The organism is Pseudomonas rubra, from assembly GCF_028656935.1.
GTDB classification, from domain to species: Bacteria; Pseudomonadota; Gammaproteobacteria; order Pseudomonadales; family Pseudomonadaceae; genus Aquipseudomonas; species Aquipseudomonas rubra.
Map to the genome: position 1 here is coordinate 27,618 of NZ_JAMDGZ010000080.1, position 21,957 is coordinate 49,574.

Annotated in this window: 20 protein-coding genes and 1 pseudogene; 12 read left to right on the top strand and 9 right to left on the bottom strand. The window is 61.6% G+C overall.

Annotated elements, in window-relative coordinates:
- Window positions 1-178 precede the first annotated feature (178 nt).
- On the top strand, window positions 179-1,531 hold the full coding sequence (locus M5G17_RS26545) for a spinster family MFS transporter (RefSeq protein WP_273895829.1): 1,353 nt from the start codon (window positions 179-181) through the stop codon (window positions 1,529-1,531).
- 100 nt (window positions 1,532-1,631) lie between these two features.
- On the opposite strand, the gene rapA is transcribed toward M5G17_RS26545, so the two are convergent.
- Window positions 1,632-4,478 (bottom strand): RNA polymerase-associated protein RapA, encoded by a 2,847-nt coding sequence (gene rapA / locus M5G17_RS26550; RefSeq protein ID WP_273895830.1) that lies wholly within the window; start codon window positions 4,476-4,478, stop codon window positions 1,632-1,634.
- Between the two features lie 118 nt (window positions 4,479-4,596).
- Here rapA and M5G17_RS26555 point away from each other — a divergent pair, with 118 nt between their 5' ends.
- From M5G17_RS26555 to M5G17_RS26580, 7 genes and pseudogenes are all read left to right on the top strand, one after another.
- Window positions 4,597-5,283, top strand: a complete 687-nt coding sequence (locus tag M5G17_RS26555; RefSeq protein ID WP_273895831.1) for a M949_RS01915 family surface polysaccharide biosynthesis protein — start codon at window positions 4,597-4,599, stop codon at window positions 5,281-5,283.
- Window positions 5,284-5,375: 92 nt separating this feature from the next.
- Window positions 5,376-5,705, top strand: coding sequence for an aspartate-semialdehyde dehydrogenase (locus M5G17_RS26560; RefSeq protein ID WP_273895832.1), 330 nt, complete (start codon window positions 5,376-5,378; stop codon window positions 5,703-5,705).
- A 75-nt stretch (window positions 5,706-5,780) separates the two neighbouring features.
- Window positions 5,781-5,942, top strand: a complete 162-nt coding sequence (locus M5G17_RS26565; protein ID WP_165392247.1) for a hypothetical protein — start codon at window positions 5,781-5,783, stop codon at window positions 5,940-5,942.
- A 134-nt stretch (window positions 5,943-6,076) separates the two neighbouring features.
- Window positions 6,077-6,193, top strand: coding sequence for a cytochrome c oxidase subunit CcoM (ccoM, locus tag M5G17_RS27465; RefSeq protein ID WP_325053295.1), 117 nt, complete (start codon window positions 6,077-6,079; stop codon window positions 6,191-6,193).
- 180 nt (window positions 6,194-6,373) lie between these two features.
- On the top strand, window positions 6,374-8,362 hold the full coding sequence (locus tag M5G17_RS26570; RefSeq protein WP_273895833.1) for an FUSC family protein: 1,989 nt from the start codon (window positions 6,374-6,376) through the stop codon (window positions 8,360-8,362).
- Window positions 8,349-8,563, top strand: a pseudogene (locus tag M5G17_RS26575) (DUF1656 domain-containing protein). The gene M5G17_RS26570 and the pseudogene M5G17_RS26575 overlap by 14 nt, the downstream one beginning before the upstream one ends.
- Window positions 8,564-8,574: 11 nt before the next feature.
- On the top strand, window positions 8,575-9,444 hold the full coding sequence (locus tag M5G17_RS26580) for an efflux RND transporter periplasmic adaptor subunit (protein WP_273895834.1): 870 nt from the start codon (window positions 8,575-8,577) through the stop codon (window positions 9,442-9,444).
- Here the strand turns inward: M5G17_RS26580 and M5G17_RS26585 are convergent, their stop codons facing one another.
- The gene (locus M5G17_RS26585; RefSeq protein ID WP_273895835.1) at window positions 9,445-10,170 is read right to left on the bottom strand and encodes an SDR family oxidoreductase; all 726 of its coding nucleotides are present in this window, start codon (window positions 10,168-10,170) and stop codon (window positions 9,445-9,447) included.
- Window positions 10,171-10,270: 100 nt separating this feature from the next.
- Between M5G17_RS26585 and M5G17_RS26590 the strand changes: the two genes are divergently transcribed.
- Window positions 10,271-11,047, top strand: a complete 777-nt coding sequence (locus tag M5G17_RS26590) for a LysR family transcriptional regulator (RefSeq protein WP_273895836.1) — start codon at window positions 10,271-10,273, stop codon at window positions 11,045-11,047.
- A gap of 22 nt (window positions 11,048-11,069) precedes the next feature.
- Here the strand turns inward: M5G17_RS26590 and M5G17_RS26595 are convergent, their stop codons facing one another.
- Window positions 11,070-12,284, bottom strand: coding sequence for a GAF domain-containing sensor histidine kinase (locus M5G17_RS26595; protein WP_273895837.1), 1,215 nt, complete (start codon window positions 12,282-12,284; stop codon window positions 11,070-11,072).
- 187 nt (window positions 12,285-12,471) lie between these two features.
- On the opposite strand from M5G17_RS26595, the gene M5G17_RS26600 reads away from it, so the two are divergent.
- On the top strand, window positions 12,472-12,795 hold the full coding sequence (locus M5G17_RS26600) for a DUF2025 family protein (RefSeq protein ID WP_273895838.1): 324 nt from the start codon (window positions 12,472-12,474) through the stop codon (window positions 12,793-12,795).
- A 42-nt stretch (window positions 12,796-12,837) separates the two neighbouring features.
- On the opposite strand, the gene M5G17_RS26605 is transcribed toward M5G17_RS26600, so the two are convergent.
- Window positions 12,838-14,280 (bottom strand): amidase, encoded by a 1,443-nt coding sequence (locus tag M5G17_RS26605; RefSeq protein WP_273895839.1) that lies wholly within the window; start codon window positions 14,278-14,280, stop codon window positions 12,838-12,840.
- Between the two features lie 125 nt (window positions 14,281-14,405).
- Between M5G17_RS26605 and M5G17_RS26610 the strand changes: the two genes are divergently transcribed.
- Complete coding sequence (locus tag M5G17_RS26610) at window positions 14,406-14,987, top strand: TetR/AcrR family transcriptional regulator (protein ID WP_273895840.1); 582 nt, start codon at window positions 14,406-14,408, stop codon at window positions 14,985-14,987.
- Here M5G17_RS26610 and M5G17_RS26615 read toward each other — a convergent pair.
- Together M5G17_RS26615 and M5G17_RS26620 are read right to left on the bottom strand one after the other, a co-directional pair.
- A complete protein-coding gene (locus M5G17_RS26615) occupies window positions 14,984-17,566 on the bottom strand; it encodes a bifunctional diguanylate cyclase/phosphodiesterase (RefSeq protein ID WP_273895841.1) in 2,583 nt (860 codons plus the stop codon). The genes M5G17_RS26610 and M5G17_RS26615 overlap by 4 nt on opposite strands.
- A 56-nt stretch (window positions 17,567-17,622) precedes the next feature.
- Entirely contained in the window at window positions 17,623-18,699 is a 1,077-nt protein-coding gene (locus tag M5G17_RS26620; RefSeq protein WP_273895842.1) for a diguanylate cyclase, read from the bottom strand.
- A 127-nt stretch (window positions 18,700-18,826) separates the two neighbouring features.
- On the opposite strand from M5G17_RS26620, the gene M5G17_RS26625 reads away from it, so the two are divergent.
- Window positions 18,827-19,927 carry an MBL fold metallo-hydrolase gene (locus tag M5G17_RS26625; protein WP_273895843.1) on the top strand — a complete coding sequence of 367 codons (1,101 nt, stop codon included), beginning with the start codon at window positions 18,827-18,829 and terminating at the stop codon, window positions 19,925-19,927.
- Here the strand turns inward: M5G17_RS26625 and M5G17_RS26630 are convergent.
- From M5G17_RS26630 to M5G17_RS26640, 3 genes are all read right to left on the bottom strand, one after another.
- The gene (locus M5G17_RS26630) at window positions 19,924-20,772 is read right to left on the bottom strand and encodes a formate/nitrite transporter family protein (RefSeq protein WP_273895844.1); all 849 of its coding nucleotides are present in this window, start codon (window positions 20,770-20,772) and stop codon (window positions 19,924-19,926) included. The genes M5G17_RS26625 and M5G17_RS26630 overlap by 4 nt on opposite strands.
- 51 nt (window positions 20,773-20,823) lie before the next feature.
- Entirely contained in the window at window positions 20,824-21,630 is an 807-nt protein-coding gene (locus M5G17_RS26635; RefSeq protein ID WP_273895845.1) for an aminoglycoside phosphotransferase family protein, read from the bottom strand.
- Window positions 21,590-21,957, bottom strand: a 368-nt coding sequence (locus M5G17_RS26640) for a hypothetical protein (protein ID WP_273895846.1), incomplete at its 5' end; no start/stop codon positions are given. The genes M5G17_RS26635 and M5G17_RS26640, both read right to left, overlap by 41 nt.

Consider the following 21,957-nt stretch of genomic DNA (forward strand, 5'->3'; position numbering starts at 1 on the left):
GGCAGATTGACCCCTACGATTTGTTCATTGAGGTAATAGCGTCAGGTTCTAAAACTGCAAATGGTTACAATTACCCGGTATCAATACGGTCAATGGTGGCAGACAGATCGCGGATCGCCTTCTAGATTGAGTTCGGTGTGCTGGAAAGCCCCGAACAATAATAAAGAGGGACTGATCGATGCAGAGCTCCACTCAAGCGACGAACGCTTGGCGAATCCTGTTCCTGTTGTTTCTGGCCAACCTGTTCAACTTCTTCGACCGCACCATACCCGCCATCATCATTGAGCCGATCCGCCTCGAGTGGCATCTGAGCGACTTCCAGATCGGCCTGATCGGCACTGCTTTTACCTTGGTTTATGCGATTGCCGGGCTGCCGTTGGGGCGCCTGGCCGACAACGGTTCGCGCAGCAAATTGATGGGTTGGGGGCTGGTGGCCTGGAGCGGGCTGACGGCGGTCAACGGCATGGTTGGCAGCTTCTGGAGTTTTTTGCTGGTGCGCATGGGGGTGGGGATCGGCGAGGCCAGTTATGCGCCTGCGGCCAACTCACTGATCGGTGACCTGTTCCCGGCTGAGCGGCGGTCGCGGGCCATGGGTATTTTCATGCTCGGGCTGCCGCTGGGGTTGTTGCTGGCGTTCTTCAGCATTGGTGCGATGGTGCAGGCCTTTGACAGCTGGCGGGCGCCATTCTTTATCGCCGCAGTGCCAGGGCTGTTGCTGGCGGTGTTCATGTTCATGATTCGCGAGCCAGCACGCGGGGCAGCAGAGCCGGTGGCAATTTCCCAGGCGCCGCTGGACCGCCCCTTACGGAGGCTGCTGAGCATTCCGACCTTTTGCTGGTTGGTGCTGGCTGGCCTGACCTTCAACTTTGCCAGCTACGCGTGCAACTCATTCATGGTGCCGATGTTGCAGCGCTATTTTCTCCTTTCGCTGCAGCAGGCCGCAGTGGCTACCGGTTTGATTGTCGGCCTGACCGGTTTGGTGGGCCTGACCCTCGGCGGCTGGATTGCCGACAAGGTGCACCAGCGCTTTGCCAACGGGCGCTTGTTGTTCGGGGCCTTGAGCATGCTGGTTGCGACCGTGGCGACAGCCTGGGCGCTGCACGCCGGGCGGGTCGAGATCGGTGTGTTCGTGGCTGTGTTCGGGCTTGGCTGGCTGTTTGCCTACAACTTCTATACCTGTGTTTACACCGCCATTCAGGATGTGGTGCAGCCACGGTTGCGGGCGACTGCGATGGCGTTGTTCTTTGCCGGGCTGTATCTGTTGGGGGGTGGCCTGGGGCCAGTGGTGGTCGGCGCGCTGTCGGACCACTTTGCGGTAGCGGCGATGCAGGCGGCGGGGGCGGCGCAGATGAGCGAGGCGTTCAAGGCTGAAGGCCTGCATGGCGCGATGTACCTGATACCGATAGCGTTGATGTTGACGCTGGGGTTCCTGTTGCTGGCCTCGCGGTGCTTTAGCCGGGATGCGCAACGGATGAGGGAAGGGATGGTGGCTGATAGTGAGGCGCTGGGCGCCCAGCCTGCGGTGGCTTGAAAACATCGCGGGGCAAGTCGAATCGTCGCACCGCCGCTCCTACAGAGGTCATCAACATCCCTGTAGGAGCGGGCTTGCCCCGCGATTGATTCAACGCGAATTAACCGGCGACCAGCACCCGAATCGCTTCCAGGCGCAGCGCCGCTTTTTCCAGCATTGCCAGGCCTTGCTCACGCTGCTTGCGCAGCGCCTCGATTTCGCTGTCGCGCACGCTTGGGTTGACCGCTTGCAACGCAGTCATGCGTGCCAGTTCTTCGTCGGTTTCCGCTGCCAGGCGCCGCTGGGCCTCAGCAACGCGTTCGGCATGGCGCGGCATGATCTTGGTTTCGCCGCTGTTGATCCGTGGCGCCAGCACATCGCGCTGGGCCTGGATGAACTTGTTGGCGCTGGCCTTGGGCACGCTTTCGAGCTGGTCGTTGAGGGTCTCGAACGAGACCCGCGAAGCCAGGTCATTACCGTTGGTGTCGAGCAGGCAGCGCAAGGCCGCCGGTGGCAGGTAACGGCCCAGTTGCAGGGCACGCGGCGCCACCACTTCACTGACGTACAGCAGCTCCAGCAGGACAGTGCCCGGCTTGAGCGCCTTGTTCTTGATCAGGGCCACCGAGGTGTTGCCCATCGAGCCGGACAGCACCAGGTCCATGCCGCCCTGGACCATCGGGTGCTCCCAGGTGATGAACTGCATGTCTTCGCGCGACAGCGCCTGGTTGCGGTCGTAGGTGATGGTCACGCCTTCGTCGTCGCCCAGCGGGAAGCTGGCGTCGAGCATTTTTTCGCTCGGTTTGAGGATCAGTGCGTTTTCCGAGTGGTCTTCGCTGTCGATACCAAAGGCGTCGAACAGGGTTTCCATGTAGATGGGCAGGGCGAACTGGTCGTCCTGCTCAAGGATCGCCTCGACCAGTTCCTGGCCTTCACCGGCGCCCCCTGAGTTGAGCTCAAGCAGGCGGTCGCGGCCACTGTGCAGCTCGGCTTCCAGGCGCTCGCGCGCGGCGCGGGCTTCGTCCACCAGCGCTTGCCATTCATCGTCGTCACCGCTTTCGAGCAGCGGCAGCAGGCGCGGGCCGAACTGATGCTGCAGGGCGTTGCCGGTCGGGCAGGTGTTGAGGAAGGCGTTCAAGGCCTGGTTGTACCACTGGAACAGACGTTCCTGCGGGCTGTTCTGCAGGTGCGGAACATGCAGCTCGATGGTGTGCTTCTGGCCGATACGGTCCAGACGGCCGATACGCTGCTCAAGCAGGTCCGGGTGGGCAGGCAGGTCGAACAGCACTAGGTGATGGGCAAACTGGAAGTTGCGGCCTTCACTGCCGATTTCCGAACAGATCAACACCTGGGCGCCGAATTCTTCGTCGGCGAAGTAGGCGGCGGCGCGGTCACGCTCAAGGATGCTCATGCCTTCATGGAACACCGTGGCCGGAATGCCGGAACGCACGCGCAAGGCGTCTTCCAGGTCCATGGCGGTTTCGGCGTGGGCACAGATCACCAGGACCTTGACCCGCTTGAGCATCTTCAGGGTGTCGATCAGCCAGTCGACCCGTGGGTCGAAACGCCACCAGCGCTCTTCTTCACTGCCTTCGCCCTGGGACTGGAAGGACACTTCCGGATACAGCTCGGCGTGCTCGCCCAGTGGCAATTCCATGTACTGGTCGGGGTTGGGCAGCGGGTAGGGGTGCAGGTTGCGCTCAGGAAAGCCTTGAACCGCGGCGCGGGTGTTGCGGAACAGCACTCGGCCGGTGCCGTGGCGGTCCAGCAGTTCGCGAATCAGCCGGGCGCTGGCCTGGGTGTCGCCATCGTTGACTGCGGCCAGCAGGGCTTCGCCTTCGGCACCGAGGAAACCTTCGATGGTGGCGTGGGCCTTGGGCGACAGGCGGCCTTCGTCGAGCAGTTCCTGTACCGCTTCGGCGACCGGGCGATAGTGTTCGCTCTCGGCACGGAAGGCGGCAAGGTCGTGGAAACGGTTCGGATCAAGCAGGCGCAGGCGCGCGAAGTGGCTGTCCTGGCCCAGTTGCTCTGGGGTTGCAGTCAGTAGCAGGACACCGGGGATGATCTCGGCCAGTTGCTCGACCAAGGCGTACTCGGGGCTGACCTGCTCTTCATGCCAGACCAGGTGATGTGCCTCGTCTACCACCAGCAGGTCCCAGCCGGCGGCGAACAGTGCATCCTGGGCCTTTTCGTCTTCGGTCAGCCACTCCAGGGCGACCAGCGCCAGTTGGGCATCCTCGAACGGGTTGCTGGCGTCGCTTTCGATAAAGCGCTCGGCATCGAACAGCGCGACCTGCAGGTTGAAGCGCCGGCGCATTTCCACCAGCCATTGGTGTTGCAGGTTCTCCGGGACCAGGATCAATACGCGGCTGGCGCGGCCCGAGAGCAACTGGCGATGGATGACCAGGCCAGCCTCGATGGTCTTGCCAAGGCCCACTTCATCGGCCAGCAGTACCCGTGGGGCGATGCGGTCGGCCACTTCGCGGGCGATGTGCAACTGGTGGGCAATCGGTTGTGCGCGGGTGCCACCCAGGCCCCAGAGCGACGATTGCAGTTGACGGCTGGTGTGCTCCAAAGTGTTGTAGCGCAGGGAAAACCACGGTAGCGGGTCGATCTGCCCGGCGAACAGGCGGTCACTGGCCAGGCGGAACTGGATGAAGTTCGACAGCTGGGTTTCCGGCAGGGTGCGGGCCTGGTTCTGGGCGTCGAGGCCATGGTAGACCAGCAGGCCGTCAACATCCTCGACCTCGCGCACGGTCAGCTTCCAGCCCTCGAAGTGAATGATCTGGTCGCCAGGCGAGAAACGCACGCGGGTCAGGGGCGCATTGCGCAGGGCGTATTGGCGGGTGTCGCCAGTGGCCGGGTAGAGCACGGTCAACAAGCGGCCGTCCTGTGCCAGAACGGTCCCCAGACCTAGCTCGGCTTCGCTGTCGCTGATCCAGCGTTGCCCCGGTTGATACTGCTGCGCCATACTGCCTGACTCCCGCCATGAAAAGCCGACTATCTTAACGGATAGCTCCGTGCAGACCAAAGAGTCTAGCAACTTCATCGACGAAAACCGCTGTCGCCAATGAGGGCTCGATACAGCCATGCCGATCTCCAACCCGTGGTTCATCCGAACGCTGGCCGTGGCGGGACTGCTACTGCTGGGTGCCTGTGACAAGAAAGGTTTCGAAATACTTGCGCCGATTCCCGCGGCGCAACTGGAAGCCCTGGGCGTGCAATCGCCGGTGCAGAGCGTGCATTACCGCGACCAGGAGGGCGAAGGCCTGCTGGTGCTGAGCCGCAATGACGATCAGGTCCGCGACGAGGAAACCAATCAGGACGTCGATCGCGTGGTGCTCAGCGCAACACGCTATGAGCGGCAGGCCGATGACAGCTTCAAGCCGCACTGGAAAATCGAGAGCGAAACCACCTGCCCCGGGCTCGACCTGGATGTCGGCTTTTATACCGATGTCAGCGGCGTCAGCGACCTCGATAATGACGGCGTGGCTGAAATCACCGTTGCCAGCCATGCCTTCTGCGGCGGAGGTGTTGATCCTCATGAGTTGCGTGTCGAACTGCGCGAGGGCGAGGCCAGCTATGCGATAAACGGTCAGTCGCTGATTGCGATCGAAGGCGAAGAACCCTATGGCGGCGAGCGCGAAGACAGCCCGTCGCTGCACAGCGCGCCGCAGGTGTTGCGTGATCATTTGAACGAGGTGTGGAACAAAGTGCTCAAGCGCCCGTGGAGCGAGGCCCAGCCTGCCCCGGCAGACGAGGAAGAGGATCAGTAACGGATAACTGTGACGCCACCCTCACATTTGACCGATACTGGCTCAAGGCCCATGGCCATCAGCCGACATAATGGGCGACAGGAGAACATCCCATGCTGCCGCCCCTTATCCCGCTCAGCGCTGCACCCGTTACACAGCAACTTGACCCGGTAAAGCCGACGCCGGACATCAAGCCCGTGGTCCCGGCGCAGCCGACTTCCAGTGACAGTGCCATCGACCTCAAGCACCGCGATCCGGAGCAGGCCGCCATTCTTCTGCGTGAAGAGCAGCGTCGTCACCAGCGCCGGCGCCAGTCGAGCCAGGATCAAGAACTCTATCAAGCGTTGCCCGGCGATGAAGTCAATGCCGACAACACCGTACCGGTAGCCCCCCTGATGGGCGAACAGCCACGCCAGGGGTTGCTGGTGGACATCGAAGTCTGAGGCGGACGCAGCACTGGTCAGCGCCGCCTGCAGCCTGCATTATTGAGGTACCGCAGTCCGCTTTCCGAGCCCCCCATGAGCCAAGACGACAACCTGATCGACCTCGGTGCCGAACGAGCCCGAAGGGTCCACGACCGCAATGAAAAACGCCTGAACGAAGTTCGCCAGGCGTTCGAGCAGGCCATGCCGCTGGGCAAGGCGAAAAAGAAGCCCAAGGGCAAACCCAAGAAGCGTTGAAAACTTGATGCAGGTCAACCCTGCACCCGCCTTGCGCGCCCGGTTCCGGGCGCTATTGACCTCGGTCAATTTCCTCCCCCGCCTCATTCGTTACCTTAAGCCCATCGGACAGGTTCAGGCGAATGGAGGCCGACATGTTCTTCGATAATGTGGTTATCGCTGGAGTGGTTACAGTCGGGCTGATGTTGCTGTTCTTCGTCGGATTCGGAATTTTCATCTGGAAAGACTCGAACAAGCGCAAAGAGCGCTGACCCTTTTCAGTCACGAGCACGCAAGGCATTTAGGGCGACTTCGGTCGCCCATTTTTTTTGCCGGTGAAAAATCCGCTCAGCCCCTCTGGACTATTAATAGTTAGCTAGCTAATAATTGTGTCCTGAACTTCTCGTCTGATTCTGTCTATCTTTACAACACCGTCGTTCAAGGTGCGTCCCGTGCCCATCACGTTGCAGGCCCTGCTGGCGCCGAACAAACTCGCTGTGCAGTTTGCCCTCAAGACCCTTTTCGGTGGTGGCCTGGCCCTTTGGCTGGCGCTGCGCTGGGGGTTGGAACAACCGGCCTGGGCGCTGATGACGGCGTTCATCGTCGCCCAGCCATTGTCGGGGATGGTGGTGCAGAAGGGCCTGGCGCGCTTGCTGGGGACCTTGGTCGGCACTGTCATGTCGGTGCTGTTTATCGGCGCCTTCGCCCAGACGCCCTGGCTGTTTTTACTGGCGCTAGCCTTGTGGCTGGCGCTGTGTACTGCCTGTTCCACGTTGCTGCGCAGCGCCTGGGCCTACGCGTTCGTGCTGGCGGGTTACACGGTGGCAATTATCGCATTGCCAGCGGTCAATCATCCGCTGTTGGTGTTCGACCAAGCGGTCGCCCGTTGTACCGAGATCTGCCTGGGGATTGTCTGTGCCACTGTCACCAGCGCCTTGCTCTGGCCCATGCGTGTTGAGCAACAACTGAGCGGGCAGGCGCGCCAGGCCTGGCAAAGTGGCTTGCAGGCCGCCAGTGCAGCGTTGCTCGGTGAAGAGCAGGGGCGCAAGGGTTTGCTGGAAATCCTCGGGCGCATCGTTGCTGTTGACGCTCAACGTGAGCACGCCTGGTTCGAAGGCCGGCTGGGCCGCCAGCGGGCGCGGGCGATTCGCGGATTGAGCCAGAAGTTGCTGGTGCTGTTGCGTATTTCCCGCTCGGTACGCCGGCAGTGGCGTCAGTTGGACGAACAGCAGGCCCAACTCATGGCGCCATGGTTCGAAGAGGTCCAGGGGCTGCTGGCCCAACCCGACCAGGCTAACCTACTGTTATTACGCCAGCGGGTCTGGGATTCGGCCCATGACCAGAACATCAGTTCTGCCGAGCACTACTGCCTGGCGCGCCTGACCCTGCTGCTCGACAACGCCATGGCGGCAACCCTGGCCCTGCGTGCGGTGGAGGAGGGCAGCGCGACAGACGATGTGGCCGACAGCCTGGCGGTTCATCGTGACCTGTCGCTGGCCTTGCTGTTCGGTTCACGCAGCGCCCTGGCGTTTCTGGCGATGGCCAGTTTCTGGCTGGCCACCGCCTGGCAGGCGGCTCCCGGAGGGTTGGTACTGACCTGTGTGGTCTGCAGCTTGTTTGCCAGCCGCGAGAATGGCGCACAGATCGGCATGAGCTTTCTGCGCGGGATCCTTCTGGCCATACCGGTGGCATTTGTGGTCGGGCAGATCCTTCTGCCGGAGCTCAGCAGCTTTGCCATGCTCTGCCTGGCCATGGGCGTGCCGCTGTTCTTTGGCGCCCTGGGCATGGCCAATCCGAAGATCGGCGCCACGGCGACCTCCTACTGCCTGCACTTCATTGTGCTGGTGGCGCCGCTGAATATCATGAATTTCGATGTGGCCCTCTTTTTCAACAGTGCCCAGGCCATGTTGATGGGCGTGGGGGCAGCGGTGCTGGCGTTCAAACTGCTGGTGCTGCGCAACCCGGCCTGGCATGGCAAGCGCTTGCGCGCTGCCACCCAGAGCGACCTGGTGCGCCTGACCCGGCGTGACCTGCGCAGCGCCGACAGCTGGTTTGGCGGGCGCATGGCCGATCGCTTGCTGCAACTGGCCCGGCATTACGCAGCCTTGCCCGAGCACGAGCGCGAGCGTTGGGACGATGGTTTGCACGGCCTGGACATGGGCGATGAGCTGCTGCACTTGCGCCTGTGCCTGGCGGTTGCCGGGGCTCCGCTGGCGGCTGCCGAGCGTGAGTATCTGCACCAGCTTGAGTCAGTCCTGGCCAGCGGCCCGGCTCCAGGTCGAGGCGAACGCCTGGATGCTGCCAGTGAGCAGTTCATCGAGGCCTTGCAAGCTGTTCCGAGCAGTGACCCGTTGCGCCTGGCCGTCGGTGCGGTCCTGCAATTGCAAAAGAGCTGGGGCAAGTGGTGCCGTCGACAGGAGGAAATCCATGGGCTTGCGTGAGTGGGCGCTGGGCGGCGTATTGCTCAGCCCGTTTCTGATTTATGTGCTGTTGGCCCTGTTGCTGACTGGCGTGGTGCGCTTGTTGTTGCGCTACACCCCGCTGGGCCGCTGGGCCGCTGGGTCTGGCATGAGGCATTGTTCGACTGCGCGCTGTTCGTATGTATTTTGACCCTGGTGACCCACGTGCTGGGGCCGTTATAAGGAGTGTGTCCATGCGTGCTGCCGTACGTATCGCAGTAACCCTGTGCCTGGTGGCGGTGGCCATCTTTGCTGGCTGGAAGCTCTGGCAGTATTACATGCTCACGCCCTGGACCCGAGATGCGAAGATTCGCGCTGACGTGGTGATCATCGCCCCGGATGTGTCCGGCTGGGTGCGAGAGCTGAAGGTGTATGACAACCAGCAGGTCAAGGCTGGCGAGCTGCTCATGTCGATCGACCGCGACCGCTTCGAGGCTGCCCTGGACAAGGCCAACGCCGTGGCCGAAACCCGTCAGCAACAACTGCGCCTGCGCGAGCACGAAGCCTCGCGGCGTGCGGCGTTGGGGCCACAGGCAATCAGCGCCGAATTGCGTGAGAATGCCCAGATCAACGCCGCCGTCGCCCGTGGCCAGCTTCGCGAGGCCCAGGCCGAGGTCAAGGTGGCAGCCATCAACCTGGCCCGCAGCCAGGTCAAGGCGCCGCGCAGCGGGCACATCACCAACCTGCGCCTGGCCGAAGGCAACTACGTCAATGCCGGGCAGCCGGTGATGGCACTGGTGGATGACTCGACCTTCTATGTGCAGGCCTATTTCGAAGAAACCAAGTTGCCGCGCATCCGCGTTGGCGACCCGGTCAAGGTCTGGCTGATGAGCGCCGGCGAACCGATGCAGGGCCAGGTTGAAAGCATCAGCCGCGGCATCACCGACCGCAATGCCAACCCCGACAGCCAGTTGCTCGCCGAAGTCGAGCCGACCTTCAACTGGGTACGCCTGGCCCAGCGCATTCCGGTGAGGATCAAGCTCGACCAGATACCCGAAGGGCTCACGCTCAGCGCAGGCATGACCGCCAGTGTGCAGGTGCGCGAGGATCAGTTGCCGCGCTGATCAAGGTTGCTGGCGAGTCGCGGCCAGGACGATTTCGCGAATGCACACGTGTTGCGGTTGCCCGTAGGCATAGGCAATCGCCTGGGCAACATCCTCGGCGCTGAGCACCTGGCCGCCCATCTCGGTTTTCCAGGCCTGGTAACCTTGCTTGATCGCTTCATCGGTGGTGTGGCCGAGCAGCTCGGTCTCCACCGCGCCAGGGGCGATGGTTACCACGCGCACGTTATGGGCAGCGACTTCCTCACGCAGGTTTTCCGAAATGCCATGCACGGCAAATTTGGTGCCGACGTAGGCCACGTGGTTGGGGAAGGTCTTGCGCCCGGCCACGGAACTGACGTTGATGATCGTGCCATGGCGGCGCTCGATCATCCCGCCCACCAGCGCATGAATGCCATTGAGCAGCCCTTTTACGTTGACTTCGAGCATCTGCTCCCACTGGGCCGGATCCTGCTCGTGCATCTGCCCCAGCAGCATCACCCCAGCATTGTTGACCAGGGCATCGGCCGGGCCATACAGCGCCTGGGCGTCGTTCACGGCGCTGACGAAAGCCTGACGGTCGCTGACATCCACGGCGCGGCACAGGCAATTGGGCAGTTCCAGTGCCTGCAGGCGGTCCAGGCGGCGCGCCAGCAACAGCAACGGGTGACCGGCGCCGGACAGCAAGCGTGCGATGGCTTCGCCGATACCGGAGCTGGCGCCGGTGATGATGATCAGGGGTTTGTGCATGGTTGCCTCCAAGGCATAATCGTTTTCAATGTCTGCAGTGTATTAATGTAGATATTTTTTGAAAAACGGCTTTTTTCTAGGGTTGGCATCGGAAATAGCTATGGATATTCGTCACCTCAAGGCGTTTCTCGCGGTGTTCGAGGAGCGCAACATCACCCTGGCTGCCCAGCGCCTGTGTGTTGCCCAGCCGACCTTGTCGGTAACCATCCGCCAGCTTGAAGACGAGTTGGGCGTGGCTTTGTTCTTGCGCCAGGCTCGTGGCGTCGAGGTCAGTGAGCACGCCCGGCAGTTGTATCCGCAGGCCCGGCGCATGGTTGCCGAAGCCCAGGCCTTGAGCCGGCGCTTTCGCCAGGAAGAGCAGCGTCAGCCCTTGCAACTGGGCGTAGAGGCGGACATCGCCAGCAGCCAGGTTGAAGCCTTCGTTCGCCTGGCCACGCAGAGCGTTCCAGGTTTGCGCTTGACCCTGCTCGATGGCTGCGTAGGTGATGCGCGGCTCGGGGTTGAGGCTTTGTGCTGTGAAGATGAGCTGTTTTTGCCATTGTGGGAAGAACCCTTTGTGCTGGCCATGGCTAACGGAAGCAGCCAGCCCGAGCGCTGGATCAGTTGCCCGCAGCATTACGCTCATCAGCGTCTGCTCGGTTTCTATGCCGGGGCAGAGCAGGCCGGGCATGCCGGCTCGTTACAGCAGGCACTGCCGATGGTCGCGGCAGGGCTGGGCGCGGCGTTGCTGCCGCAATCGCTGGTCGAGCGCCACCCAGGGCTGCACTGGCGCCCCTGCCCGGGCTCGGCGCTGACCCGGCGGGTTGGCCTGTGCTTTGCGGCCCAGGCCCTGCAACTGCCGGTACTGGCGCAGTTGCATCAGGCGTTGAGCGCTTAACCAGAGTGATGTGTACGGATGTTCATGGACTGGCTGGCTGAGCTGTTGCAGGTACAACTCGATCCAGTGGCAGGCGGAAGGTGAACAGCGTTCCGGCTTCGACGCTCGATACCACCTCCATGCGTCCGCCATGCGCCAGGGCAATCTGGTTGGCAATGTACAGGCCCAGGCCCAGGCCGGGCTGTGGAGCATCGTCGCGGGGCCGCGTAAAAGGCTGAAACAGCTGTGCCATGACTTGCGGGGCAATGGGTGTGCCGAGGTTGTGCACGCCAAGGACGAACACCTGGTCGCGGATGTCGGCCGTGACCTCCACCGGTCTATCGGCCGCGCCATGGACCAGGGCGTTGGCGATCAGGTTGGACAGCAACTGGGTGACCCGCTCACGGTCGCAGTGCATGCCGCCCAGGTCGCCGATATTCAGGCGGATCAAGCGTTCCGGATGTATTCGTTGCAGCTCCGAGGCCACGTGTGTGAGGGCTTGAGCCAGGTCCGGGCAAGGCTGGACGTTGATCATGATGCCGTTGCCCAGGCGGCCTCGGGCAAAATCCAGGACATCGCGCACCAACTGGTTGGCACGCCGGCCGCAGGTCAGGATGTGCTGGGCAATGACACGGCTCTTTTCATCTTGCAGGCGTTGGCTCAGCAGCTCCGCGCCAGCGGTGATGGCAAACAGCGGGTTACGCAGGTCGTGACCGAGAACGGCAATGAACTGCTCGCGCAGCTCGGCGATGGCACGTTCTTCTATCAGTGCCTGTTCGGTTTGCTGGGCGTTCTCTTCGCTTTCCATCTGGATCGACAGCAGGCGAGCGAAGGATTCCATCATCGGCTGGATTGCACAGCCCTTGAGGTCGGCGGGCAGGGGGTCAAGGGCGCAAATGGTGCCAAAGAAACTGCCGTCGGTGCGAAACACCGGCACCGAGATGTAACTTTCGAATTTGTACAGGCGTGGCGTGGGGTGGTTGCAGTACAGCTCGTCTGTACTGGCCTTGTCGATCACGATGGTCTGGTGGCTGGCGCGGATCTCGTGGCACAGGGTAGTGATCAGGTCCAGTTCGCCACCGACCTTCAAGCCAAAGCCCAGTGAGTCGAGCACGGCGCAGGCGGTCCAGTTGCTGTCGGTGACCCGGGCAACCGCAGCAAAGCGCATGCCGGTGGTCTCGCAAATGACTTGCAAGATGGCAGGTACTGCGTTGATACGGCTGATCGTGGCGATATCGCAAGCAACAGGGGTGTTCATGAATCATCCACGTTCGCTGACTGCAGGAAGACGTTGAGAAGGGTAAGTCTAGCGAGCAACGGCTGCTGCGGCGAAAAATCCTTTACCGAATGCGATGAATTTACATTAACCTTGGCTCCCGAGTTGCCCGGCAGAGTGCAACCACTTGCGCCCAGCGTGCCAATCCCCTTTTCAAGTGAGGTTTGACATGCACATCACATCCCAGGACATCTGCGCCGCTGCAGATCAGCTCAAGGGCTTCGTCGGTTTCCACCGCAAGCTTGGCAAGCACATCGTGCGTTTTAGCGAAGACTCGTTCGGCATGGACGTGGCGGATGACAACATTGTCCCCAGCAACGAATTCGTCTGGCAGGCCGCTGATGGCGAGGTCATGACCCTGAGCCGGGCGTTGATCGAGATCTTGTTGGCGCAGAACGTCGATGAGCGGCTCAATGTTACCGAGCCGCTGCGGGTATACCTGCGTCGCAAGGATTTGCCGGAGATCGCTGCGCAGCGACGGCTGCGGGCCTGATCGCGGGGCAAGCCCGTTCCCACTACGGGAGCCGCGATGCTTTTAGCTTCGCGCCGCCCAGACCGGTGGGGTCCGTCCGCGCCAGGGCAACGCCTGCTCCAGTTGCCCGGCCAGGCTCAGCAGCAGGCGCTCACCGGCTGCCCCGGCAGTAAACTGCATGCCAATCGGCAAGCCACTGGCCGCATCCTGGTACAGCGGCACCGACATCGATGGCGTGCCGCAGATGTTGGCCAGGGCAGTGAAGGGTGAGTGGTCGAACACCCGGTGCATCCAGCCCAGGCCGTCAAGCTGTTCCTGGCCGGCGTTATAGGCCCCGATCACGGGCGGCAAGGTGCTGAGGGTCGGGCTGAGCAGCAGATCAAAGCGCTGGAAGAACCCGCCCAATCGCCGACTGACCAGATTGCGCTGGTCCATCGCGGCCAGCAGGTCGGTGGCCGATAGCACCTTGCCATAACGGTGCAGGGCCAGGGTGGCCGGTTCCAGCCAGTCACCGTTGAGCGGGCGGCCGGTCTCGGTGCTCAGGCCGTCGAGCCAGGCTGCGGTATTGCTGGCCCAGAAACGCGCGTTCATCTCGACGAAAGCCTCCCACGACAGGCCGATGTCCAGGTTCACTTGTTCGCAGCGGTGCCCCAGGCTTTCCAGGGTCCGGAGCAACTTCTCAAGTGCCTCGACCATCAGCGGATCGCTGCGTTGGCCATTGAGCGGGTGCCGCTGTACGGCGATTTTCAAGGCGCCAGGCGCTTGTGCAAGCGCGCTCAGATAACCGCCTTGTGCTGGCGCCGACGGGAACGGATCGCCAGCGTGCGCCCCGGCCATGCAGTCGAGCAGCAGGGCGCTGTCGCGCACCGAACGGCTGAGTACACCTTGCACTGCCAGGCCATTCCAGGCTTCGTCCATGAAGGGCCCCATGGAAATCAGCCCGCGACCGGGCTTGAGCCCGAACAGGCCGCAGGCCGCCGCCGGGACCCGGATCGAACCGCCACCATCGGTGGCATGGGCAACTGGCACCATGCCGCTGGCGACCGCTGCCGCCGAACCACCACTGGAGCCACCGGCGCTACGGTTCCGATCCCAGGGGTTACGGGTCGGGCCGCACAAGTGTGATTCGGTGGTAGTGCTGATGGCCAGTTCCGGGATGGTGGTGCGCCCCAGGGTGAGCAACCCGGCCCGGCGAAAACGCTGCATCAGGAATGAATCGGTAGTGCTGCCAGTACCTTGTGCCAGGCGACTGCCGAACTCATGGGCACGCCCTTGCATGCTGATTGCCAGGTCCTTGATCAGAAACGGCACGCCGTACAGGGGGCCTCCTGCCGGGGAGGGCAGAGGTTCATCGTGCCAGTGTTCGGCAAGGGCATTGACCTGTGGCTCCACGCGTGCAATTGCCTGCTGTGCGGCGGCCTGTACTTGATCGGCACTGACGTGCCCTTGGGCAATCAGTTCGGCCAGGCCGATGGCATCCAATTGCACATAATCACTCACCTTCATTACGCACTCCGGTGTCAATTGACGATAAAATACCGACGGGTATCGAGAGATACTCATTGGTATAGAATGATACTGATTGGTATAGAATGATACTGATTGGTATCGTCGTCAACTGGAGTTCACCCATGCGTTCGCAACGAATCGCCCGCTTGCCCCCACGAGAGCGGGTTCTGGATGCCGCTCACGCGCTGTTTTCCAACGAAGGCATCAGCCGTGTCACGGTCGATGCCATTGCGGCCAAGGCTGAAACCACCAAAATGACCCTGTACCGGCATTTCGAGTCCAAGGAGGTGCTGGTGCTGGAGTGGCTGCGCCTGTTGATGGCCGAGTACGACGAGCTCTGGGAGCGTCTGGTCGAGCAGTTCAGCGGCCAGCCGGCGCGGCAGATCCTCGGTTTCGCCGAGTTTCTGGTCCAGGAGCCGGTGCTTTCTTCGCACCGTGGTTGTGCTTACACCAACACTCTGGCAGAGCTGCCGGTGTGTGACAGCCCGGCGCGCGAGCTGATCGAGGCGCACAAGCGTCGCCAGGCTGCGCGTCTGGTGCGGTTGTGTGAAGAGGCAGGGTTGGCCGAGCCGCAGTTGGCCGCATTCGAGTTGACGCTGCTGCTCGAGGGGGTACAGATTGTTGCGCAGAACAAGGGCTTCGACCAGGTCGGCCCGAACCTGCTCAAGCTGGTAAGGGCCCGACTGGATTTGCCTGCGGCCTAGCACACGTCGGCGCGGCTGTTTTGCGTGGATTGCAGCAGCGCCTCGAAGGCCAGTTTGTCGATCGGCTTGCTCAGGTAGTAGCCCTGCACTTCATGGCATTGCTCCTTGCCCAGGGCCTTGAGTTGCTGCTCGGTTTCCACCCCTTCGGCGGTTACGGTCAGGCCCATGGCCTTGCCCAGGTTGATGATGGCCTGAACCACGGCGCGGTCGTTGCCGTCGCTGCTGAGCCCGGCGATAAAGCGCTTGTCGATCTTGATGCTGTCGAACGGGTAGGTGCGCAGGTAGCCCAGTGACGAGTAACCGGTGCCGAAGTCATCCATGTTCAGGCGCACCCCCAGTTCCTTGAGCGCGTTCATGGTCCCCAGTGCACCTTCGATGTCGTTGAGCATCACGTTCTCGGTGATTTCCAGCTCCAGGCGCTGGGCCGGGAAGCCGGTCTCGACCAGGATCTGGTGAACATCCTTGACCACATCGCTGCGCGAGAATTGCGCCGGTGACAGGTTGACCGAGACCAGTAGCTGCGCTGGCCAGTTGCGCGCGGTTTTGCAGGCTTCGTGCAGCACCCAGCGGCCCAGGGGTACGATCAGGTCGGTCTGCTCTGCCAGCGGAATGAAGGTATCCGGGCCCAGCAGGCCCTCGATCGGGTGCTGCCAGCGCACCAAAGCCTCGACCGAGACGATCTCGAGGGTTTCCAGGCGGTAACGTGGTTGGTAATGAAGAACGAATTCGTTGTTCTTCAGCGCCTTGCGCAGGTCGTTTTCCAACTGCCGACGGTACTGGATCTGCTCGTTCATCTCCGGGGAGAAGTAGCGCCAGGTGTTCTTGCCTTCGGCCTTGGCGTGATACAGGGCGATATCGGCGCAACGGATCAGCTCGCCGGCATCAGTACCCTGCAAGCGCGTTTGCGCAACACCCAGGCTGGCACCAATGTGCAGGGCCTGTTCTTCGTAGTAGATCGGTTGGTGCAGGTTGTCGATCAGGCGAGCACAAAAGCGGTCGATCTCGTTACGGCTGTCCATGCCATTCATCACCAGCACAAACTCGTCGCCGCCCAGACGCGCCACCAGGTCGCCGTCGCGGGTCGATTCGCGCAGGCGTGCGGCCACTTCCAGCAGCACGGCGTCGCCAGCGGGGTGGCCAAGGGAGTCGTTGATCGGCTTGAAACTGTCCAGGTCCAGCAGTAACAAGGTCAGCGGCGTGGCCTCCTGGCCCTTGAGCAGTGCCTGGTCAAGAAAGCGCGAGAGCTTGTTGCGGTTGGCAAGGCCGGTCAGTGCATCATGCATCGACAGGTGCTGGATGCGCGCATGGGCGGCCACTTCATCGGTGATGTCGCTGGCAGTGCCGCGATAACCGACCAGTTTGCCGTCGAACACAATCGAGCGCGCCGAGACCCGGCAAAAGCGCATCTGAGCGGTGTGGTCGCGGTAGGCGCAGCGCAGGTTGGCGAGCTGTGGCGAGTCGGCATCGGCCTGATTGTCGAGCCACTGGATCAGCGGCGTGGTCTCACAACTGAGTAATTGGTTAAGCGGTTGACCCAGCCAGTCCTCGCTCTGGAAACCCGTCACAGTGACAAAGCGCTGGGACAGGTAGCTCAGGCGATGATGACGGTCGGTTTCCCAGATCCAGTCCGATGCCGCCTCGGCCACGGCGCGAAACCGCTGCTCGCTGGCTTCCAGCGCCTGGTTACTGGCCTGCAAGCTGCGCAGGTTAGCGTCGATTTCTCGAGACGTGCGCAGCGCATATCGGAAGAAGTACACCATCAGCAAACCCAGTACCAGCATCGCACCGAGCAACGGTGGCAAGACCGCCCAGAGCAACTGATCGCCCGGACGTGGGGTAATCCAGTCGAGCCGGTAGCCGGTATCGCCCAGCTGCAAACTGGGTTGGTCGCCCAGTGGCGCGTCGGATTTTTCGATGTGCATGCCGGCCAGGCCGACGCCGGTACCCAGGCGCGTGAGTTTTTCCGGGGTCAGTTGATCGACAAAAAGCATGACCGAGGTGGTTTGCGGATCGATCGTCAGCACTTCGTCATCCGGGCGGATGGCCGCAGCCACCAGCACCGCCGGCCAGCCATTGAACAGTACGTGCTCGGTGATCTGCTGGCGCTCGGCAGCGACGTTGCGCGCCTTGGCAATGATCGGCGCCAACGGATTCTCTATATAGGTGCTCGCCGGCGCCTTGCTCAACTGGCCCTTGAACAAGGCGTACTTGGTGGTTTGGTCATCGACGACGAATACCCCCTCGTAGCCGCTGGCGCCATACAGCGAGTCGCCGACGTTCTTTTCTTCATAGGCCCAGTGCAGATCGGGGCTGCCATTGAGGTGGTCGTAGGCGGCGTTCCACACCGCATAGCTGGAGAGAAACTGGCGCGATGACTCCAGGCGCTGTTCCAGGGCTTTGTGGGCGTAAAAGCTGCTTTTTTCCCGCTCGTTGGTATTGAGCGTGGTGGCGATGTTGAACAGCGCCCCCAGGGCAATCAGACAGGCCAGGGCGAACAGCGCGGCGATGGCGGTGATGAGTTTGCCCGTCTGCAGGCTCGGGCGTTGGCTGGCTGGCGGCGTTTCGGCAATCCTGTCCATGCGCGGGCTGATCCTTGTTGAGCTGCATCCGGCGGCCATGCCGCGCGGACGAAGGTTCACTCAGGATAGGCCAGCTTCAGCGTGGTGAGGTCGCAATGGGCGAAATTGACCTGGTTGCGACCGGCTTTCTTGGCGCGGTAGAGCGCTTTGTCGGCTTCATTGAGCCAGGATTCGGGGTCGGGCAGGGCGTTGTTGCAGCTGGCCAGGCCGATACTCAGGCTGATGCGCAGGTCCGGTAACTGCGGATTGCGGTAACCGCCGACCCGCTCGCGCAGGCGCTCCATGCTCTGCCTTGCGCGTTCCAGGCGGGTGTCCGGGAGGATCACACAGAACTCGTCACCGCCATAACGCCCGGCCAGATCGTCCTCGCCCAGGGTGAGCTTGAGTTCATTGCTCAATTGATGCAGGACGCAATCGCCCACCACATGACCATAGGTGTCGTTGATGGTTTTGAAGTGATCGATGTCGATGATCGCAATCACCGCATCGCGCCGTTGTTGCTGGCAGATCTGGAACTTGAGCTGCAGCAAGTCTTTCCATGAGCCGTGATTGAGCAGGCCGGTCAGGCTGTCGGTGCGGCTCAGTGCACTCAAGCGACGTTTATGTTCGGCCAGCTTCATTGCCAGGCTGTAGCACACCCAGCCCACGGCCATGGGGTAAAGGGTAAGCATCGGCAGGCAGGCATAGACCTGCAGGGTGGTGGCGTGCAGTTGCAGCCCCGGGCCGAACAGGGCAACCGACAGCAGCATGCCCAGGCCCTGGATCAACAGGCCTTTGAAAAACAGGCGCTGACCACCGGCGGCGAAGTTGTTCATGGCCATCATCGCCAGGATGGTCACGCTTGGCAGTGGGTTGAACTGCAGGGTCGCGGTCCAGAACCCGCCCATCAGCGAGTCCAGTTGCAGGTTGCGGTACTCGCCGTGGTAGGGGACGTTGGCACGCAGGGCCAATTGATAGGCCAGGTGCGGCCAGACCAGGCCGTTGAACAGCAACAGGCCCCATACCCAGGAAGGCAGGGCAAGGTTGGCGATTCCGGCCATGACGCTGAGCATGCCGATCCCCAGGCCGATGATGCGCGGCAGGTAGATCCTCCTGACAAATGAAAGTCCCTTGCCGCTTCTTTTTTCCATCATGGATGCTGGTCTGTTCCGGGGGCGCCGTTTATCGCATAAATTCTGCCAATATTGTTGAACAATCGCAGGCTATTGAAAAATGGCCTTACAAGCCATTTCACGGTTGATCCAATCCCTGTGGGGTAACATGAAACTTACCTTCATCCTTGGAGTGTTTCTGCTCATGGCCCCGCTGACTCCCCAGGCCGGTGAACCGGCGCAACGCCAGGATGGGCGTTACCACAACCAGGCGCAGCTGCCGCAAGACGGCATGTTGAAAAAACTGCGCATCGGCTTGAAGTACCTGTTTCTGAAGAAGCCTGCCGATACCCGCCCCAGTGTCAGCATCGCCGTGCAACCCCTGAGCCGCCTGCAGTTGCTCGAGGCGCCGGACCACAGCGTCTGGCGCCTGGGTCATTCCACGGTACTGTTGAAACTGCGCGAGCGCTTCTTCATTACCGACCCGGTGTTCGCTGAACGCGCCTCGCCCGTGCAATGGGCCGGCCCGCAGCGCTTTCATCCGCCGCCACTGAAGCTTGACGAATTACCTCCACTCACCGCGGTGATCTTGTCCCACGACCATTTTGATCACCTCGACGAGCAGGCCATCCGCCAACTGGCAGAGCGCGCCGAGCACTTCATCGCGCCCTTGGGCGTGGGTGACATACTGATTGGCTGGGGCGTGCCGGCGGCCAAGGTCCGGCAACTGGACTGGTGGCAGGAAACCAGCGTTGAAGGCGTGCGTTTAGTCGCAACCCCCGCGCAGCATTTTTCCGGGCGCGGTCTGTTCGACAGCAATAGTACCCTGTGGGCGTCCTGGGTGATCATCGATGAGCAACTGAAGGTGTTCTTCAGTGGCGACACCGGTTACTTCGACGGTTTCAAGGCCATCGGCAAGCAGTACGGCCCCTTTGACCTGACCCTGATCGAAACCGGTGCCTACAACGTCAACTGGCCCGATGTACACATGCAGCCCGAACAGAGCCTGCAGGCGCACCTGGACTTGCGCGGGCGCTGGATGCTGCCGATCCATAATGCAACCTTTGACCTCTCCACCCACAGCTGGCATGAACCTCTCGACCGCATCCTGGCCTTGGCCAACGCAGCCCAGGTGCAATTGAGCACGCCGCAGATTGGTGAGCGGGTCAGTATCGAGCAGCCCCATAATGGGCCGGCCTGGTGGCAGTCCAAGCCCCAACGCGAACTGCGCAAGGGCGGCGAACGAGTGCTGGCGGCGCGCGAGCCTTAGGTTTTGCTGTTTGCCGACGGCGCTTTTTGCTGATCAGTGGAGGGCGGTTTGCCACTATCGCTGCGCACCTGTGCGTGGCTGATCAGGGCGAAAATAAAGCTGCCACCAATGATATTGCCGACCAGGGTCGGTACGGCGAAGTCCAGCCAGAAGGCGGCCCAGCTAACTTCTCCGGCCCATACCAGGTAGGAAACTTCCACCGAGCCGACCACGATATGGGTGAAATCACCCAAGGCCATCAGGTAAGTGATCATCAGGATGATCCAGACCATGGTGGCGATCATCCAGCCGGAGATGATGCCTTTGGCGAACATCTGGTTCAGGTCGTTCTCCATGACCTTGCGGCCGACGTCGAGGAAGGCGATGTCGGTCTTGCTGTCGAAGATCGGCAAGTTAAGCATCACGTAGGCCACCAGGATGGTGCCGGCCAGGTTGCCGAGCAGTACCACAGACCATAAACGCAGCAAGCGCCCGAAGTTACGCAGGCTCGGTTCGGTCATTACCGGCAGCACGGCGGTCAGGGTGTTTTCGGTAAACAGTTGCTGGCGGGCCAGGATCACCGCAAGGAATCCAGCCGAGTAACCGAGGCAGGCGATCACCTGGCTGCTGTCGCCTGCCGGCAAGCGTGAATAGAACAGCCCCATGGCCATCAGCGACAGGCCCATGGTCAATCCGGCGGCCAGTGCCGACCAGAACAGCGCGGCGAGGGTACGCTCAAGTTCCTGGTCACCCTGATAACGAATGATCTCGTGCAACACCGCCGCGCGGGGTGGCTGGTTATTGCTGACTTCCTGCTCTTCGTCCGCAGACAGGCCCGGGGTTTTGCCGCTTTGCGCTTCGCTCATGGCGGTGGCTCTCGTTTAGGGTGCCTTATCTACAGATCAACGCTGCTTTGATTAGTTGCCTGCCTGCAGTGTGTCGAGTGCCAGTTGCGCGACACTCAGGGGCGTGCGTGCATCCTCAAGCAGGCCATCTTCCAGGAACCAGGCTGCTGACAAGCCACCCCAGGCAATAATCCATTGCAGCATGCGCTGGCGGGGCAGGTCGGCCACTTGGCAAACAATCTGCAGGCGTTGATGAAACAGCGCGGGGTTGGTGGCGATGGCGTGGCTGGGGTCACAGAAAAGATTGGCGTAGTCGAATGTGCGCTCGCCATACAAGCGCTTGGGGTCGATGGCCAGCCAGCCTTTTTCACCGAAGTCGAGAATGTTGGCGTGGTGGATGTCGCCATGCAGGACGCATTCTTCCTGAGGGGAGTCGAGCAACTGCCGCGCAATATCGGCACTGGATTGATACATGCCACCATGTTGTTCGGCGGCGGGCCACAAACCGGCAAACCAGGGGCGTAACGCGACCAGGGGCGGCAGTGGTTTGCTTCGAGGGGCGTGCAAGCGTGCGATGGCCGCACAGAGAATGTGCGTAGCGTCGGCATCACGTCCCTGCTCGGCGTAAGCGGTCAGGGAGTTCGGGCCTTGCGCGCGCTCAAGCAACAAACCGTGATCGGCATGCTGAAGGACTACGGCGGCGCCATCACCGTCCCACCACTTCATTAACAGGGCACCGAATTGCTCCTCCGGCTCATGGGCAACCTTGAGCATTGCCGCCTTGCCTCTATAAAGGACGGGCAGCAAATGACTGCTGTGGGTGATGATGGGCTCTCCATCAGCGATCAGCTTCCAGCGTTGTACGTAAGGTTCGAACATGGCGACCTCCTTTTCCGGCGCTTCTATCTATATAAAGCGAGTGATTATGCCTTTGTTTAATGGTTTTCAAATTAGCCCTTGACGTCCGATTTAGTTTCTCTATAATTCGCCCCACTTCCGGCGCAGTCGGAACTGAAAACTCCTTTAGTTTCAATGAGTTAGCGGTTCTGGATAGTGCTGGAGGGGCTTCGATCGAAAGATCGGTAGCGGTGAAAAAGGTGGTTGACAGCGGATTGAAACGCTGTATAATTCGCCTCCCGCTAACGAGAGATCGCAGCGAGTCAAGCGGTTGAATTTGAACGAAAAGCTTCAAAATAAACGCTTGAC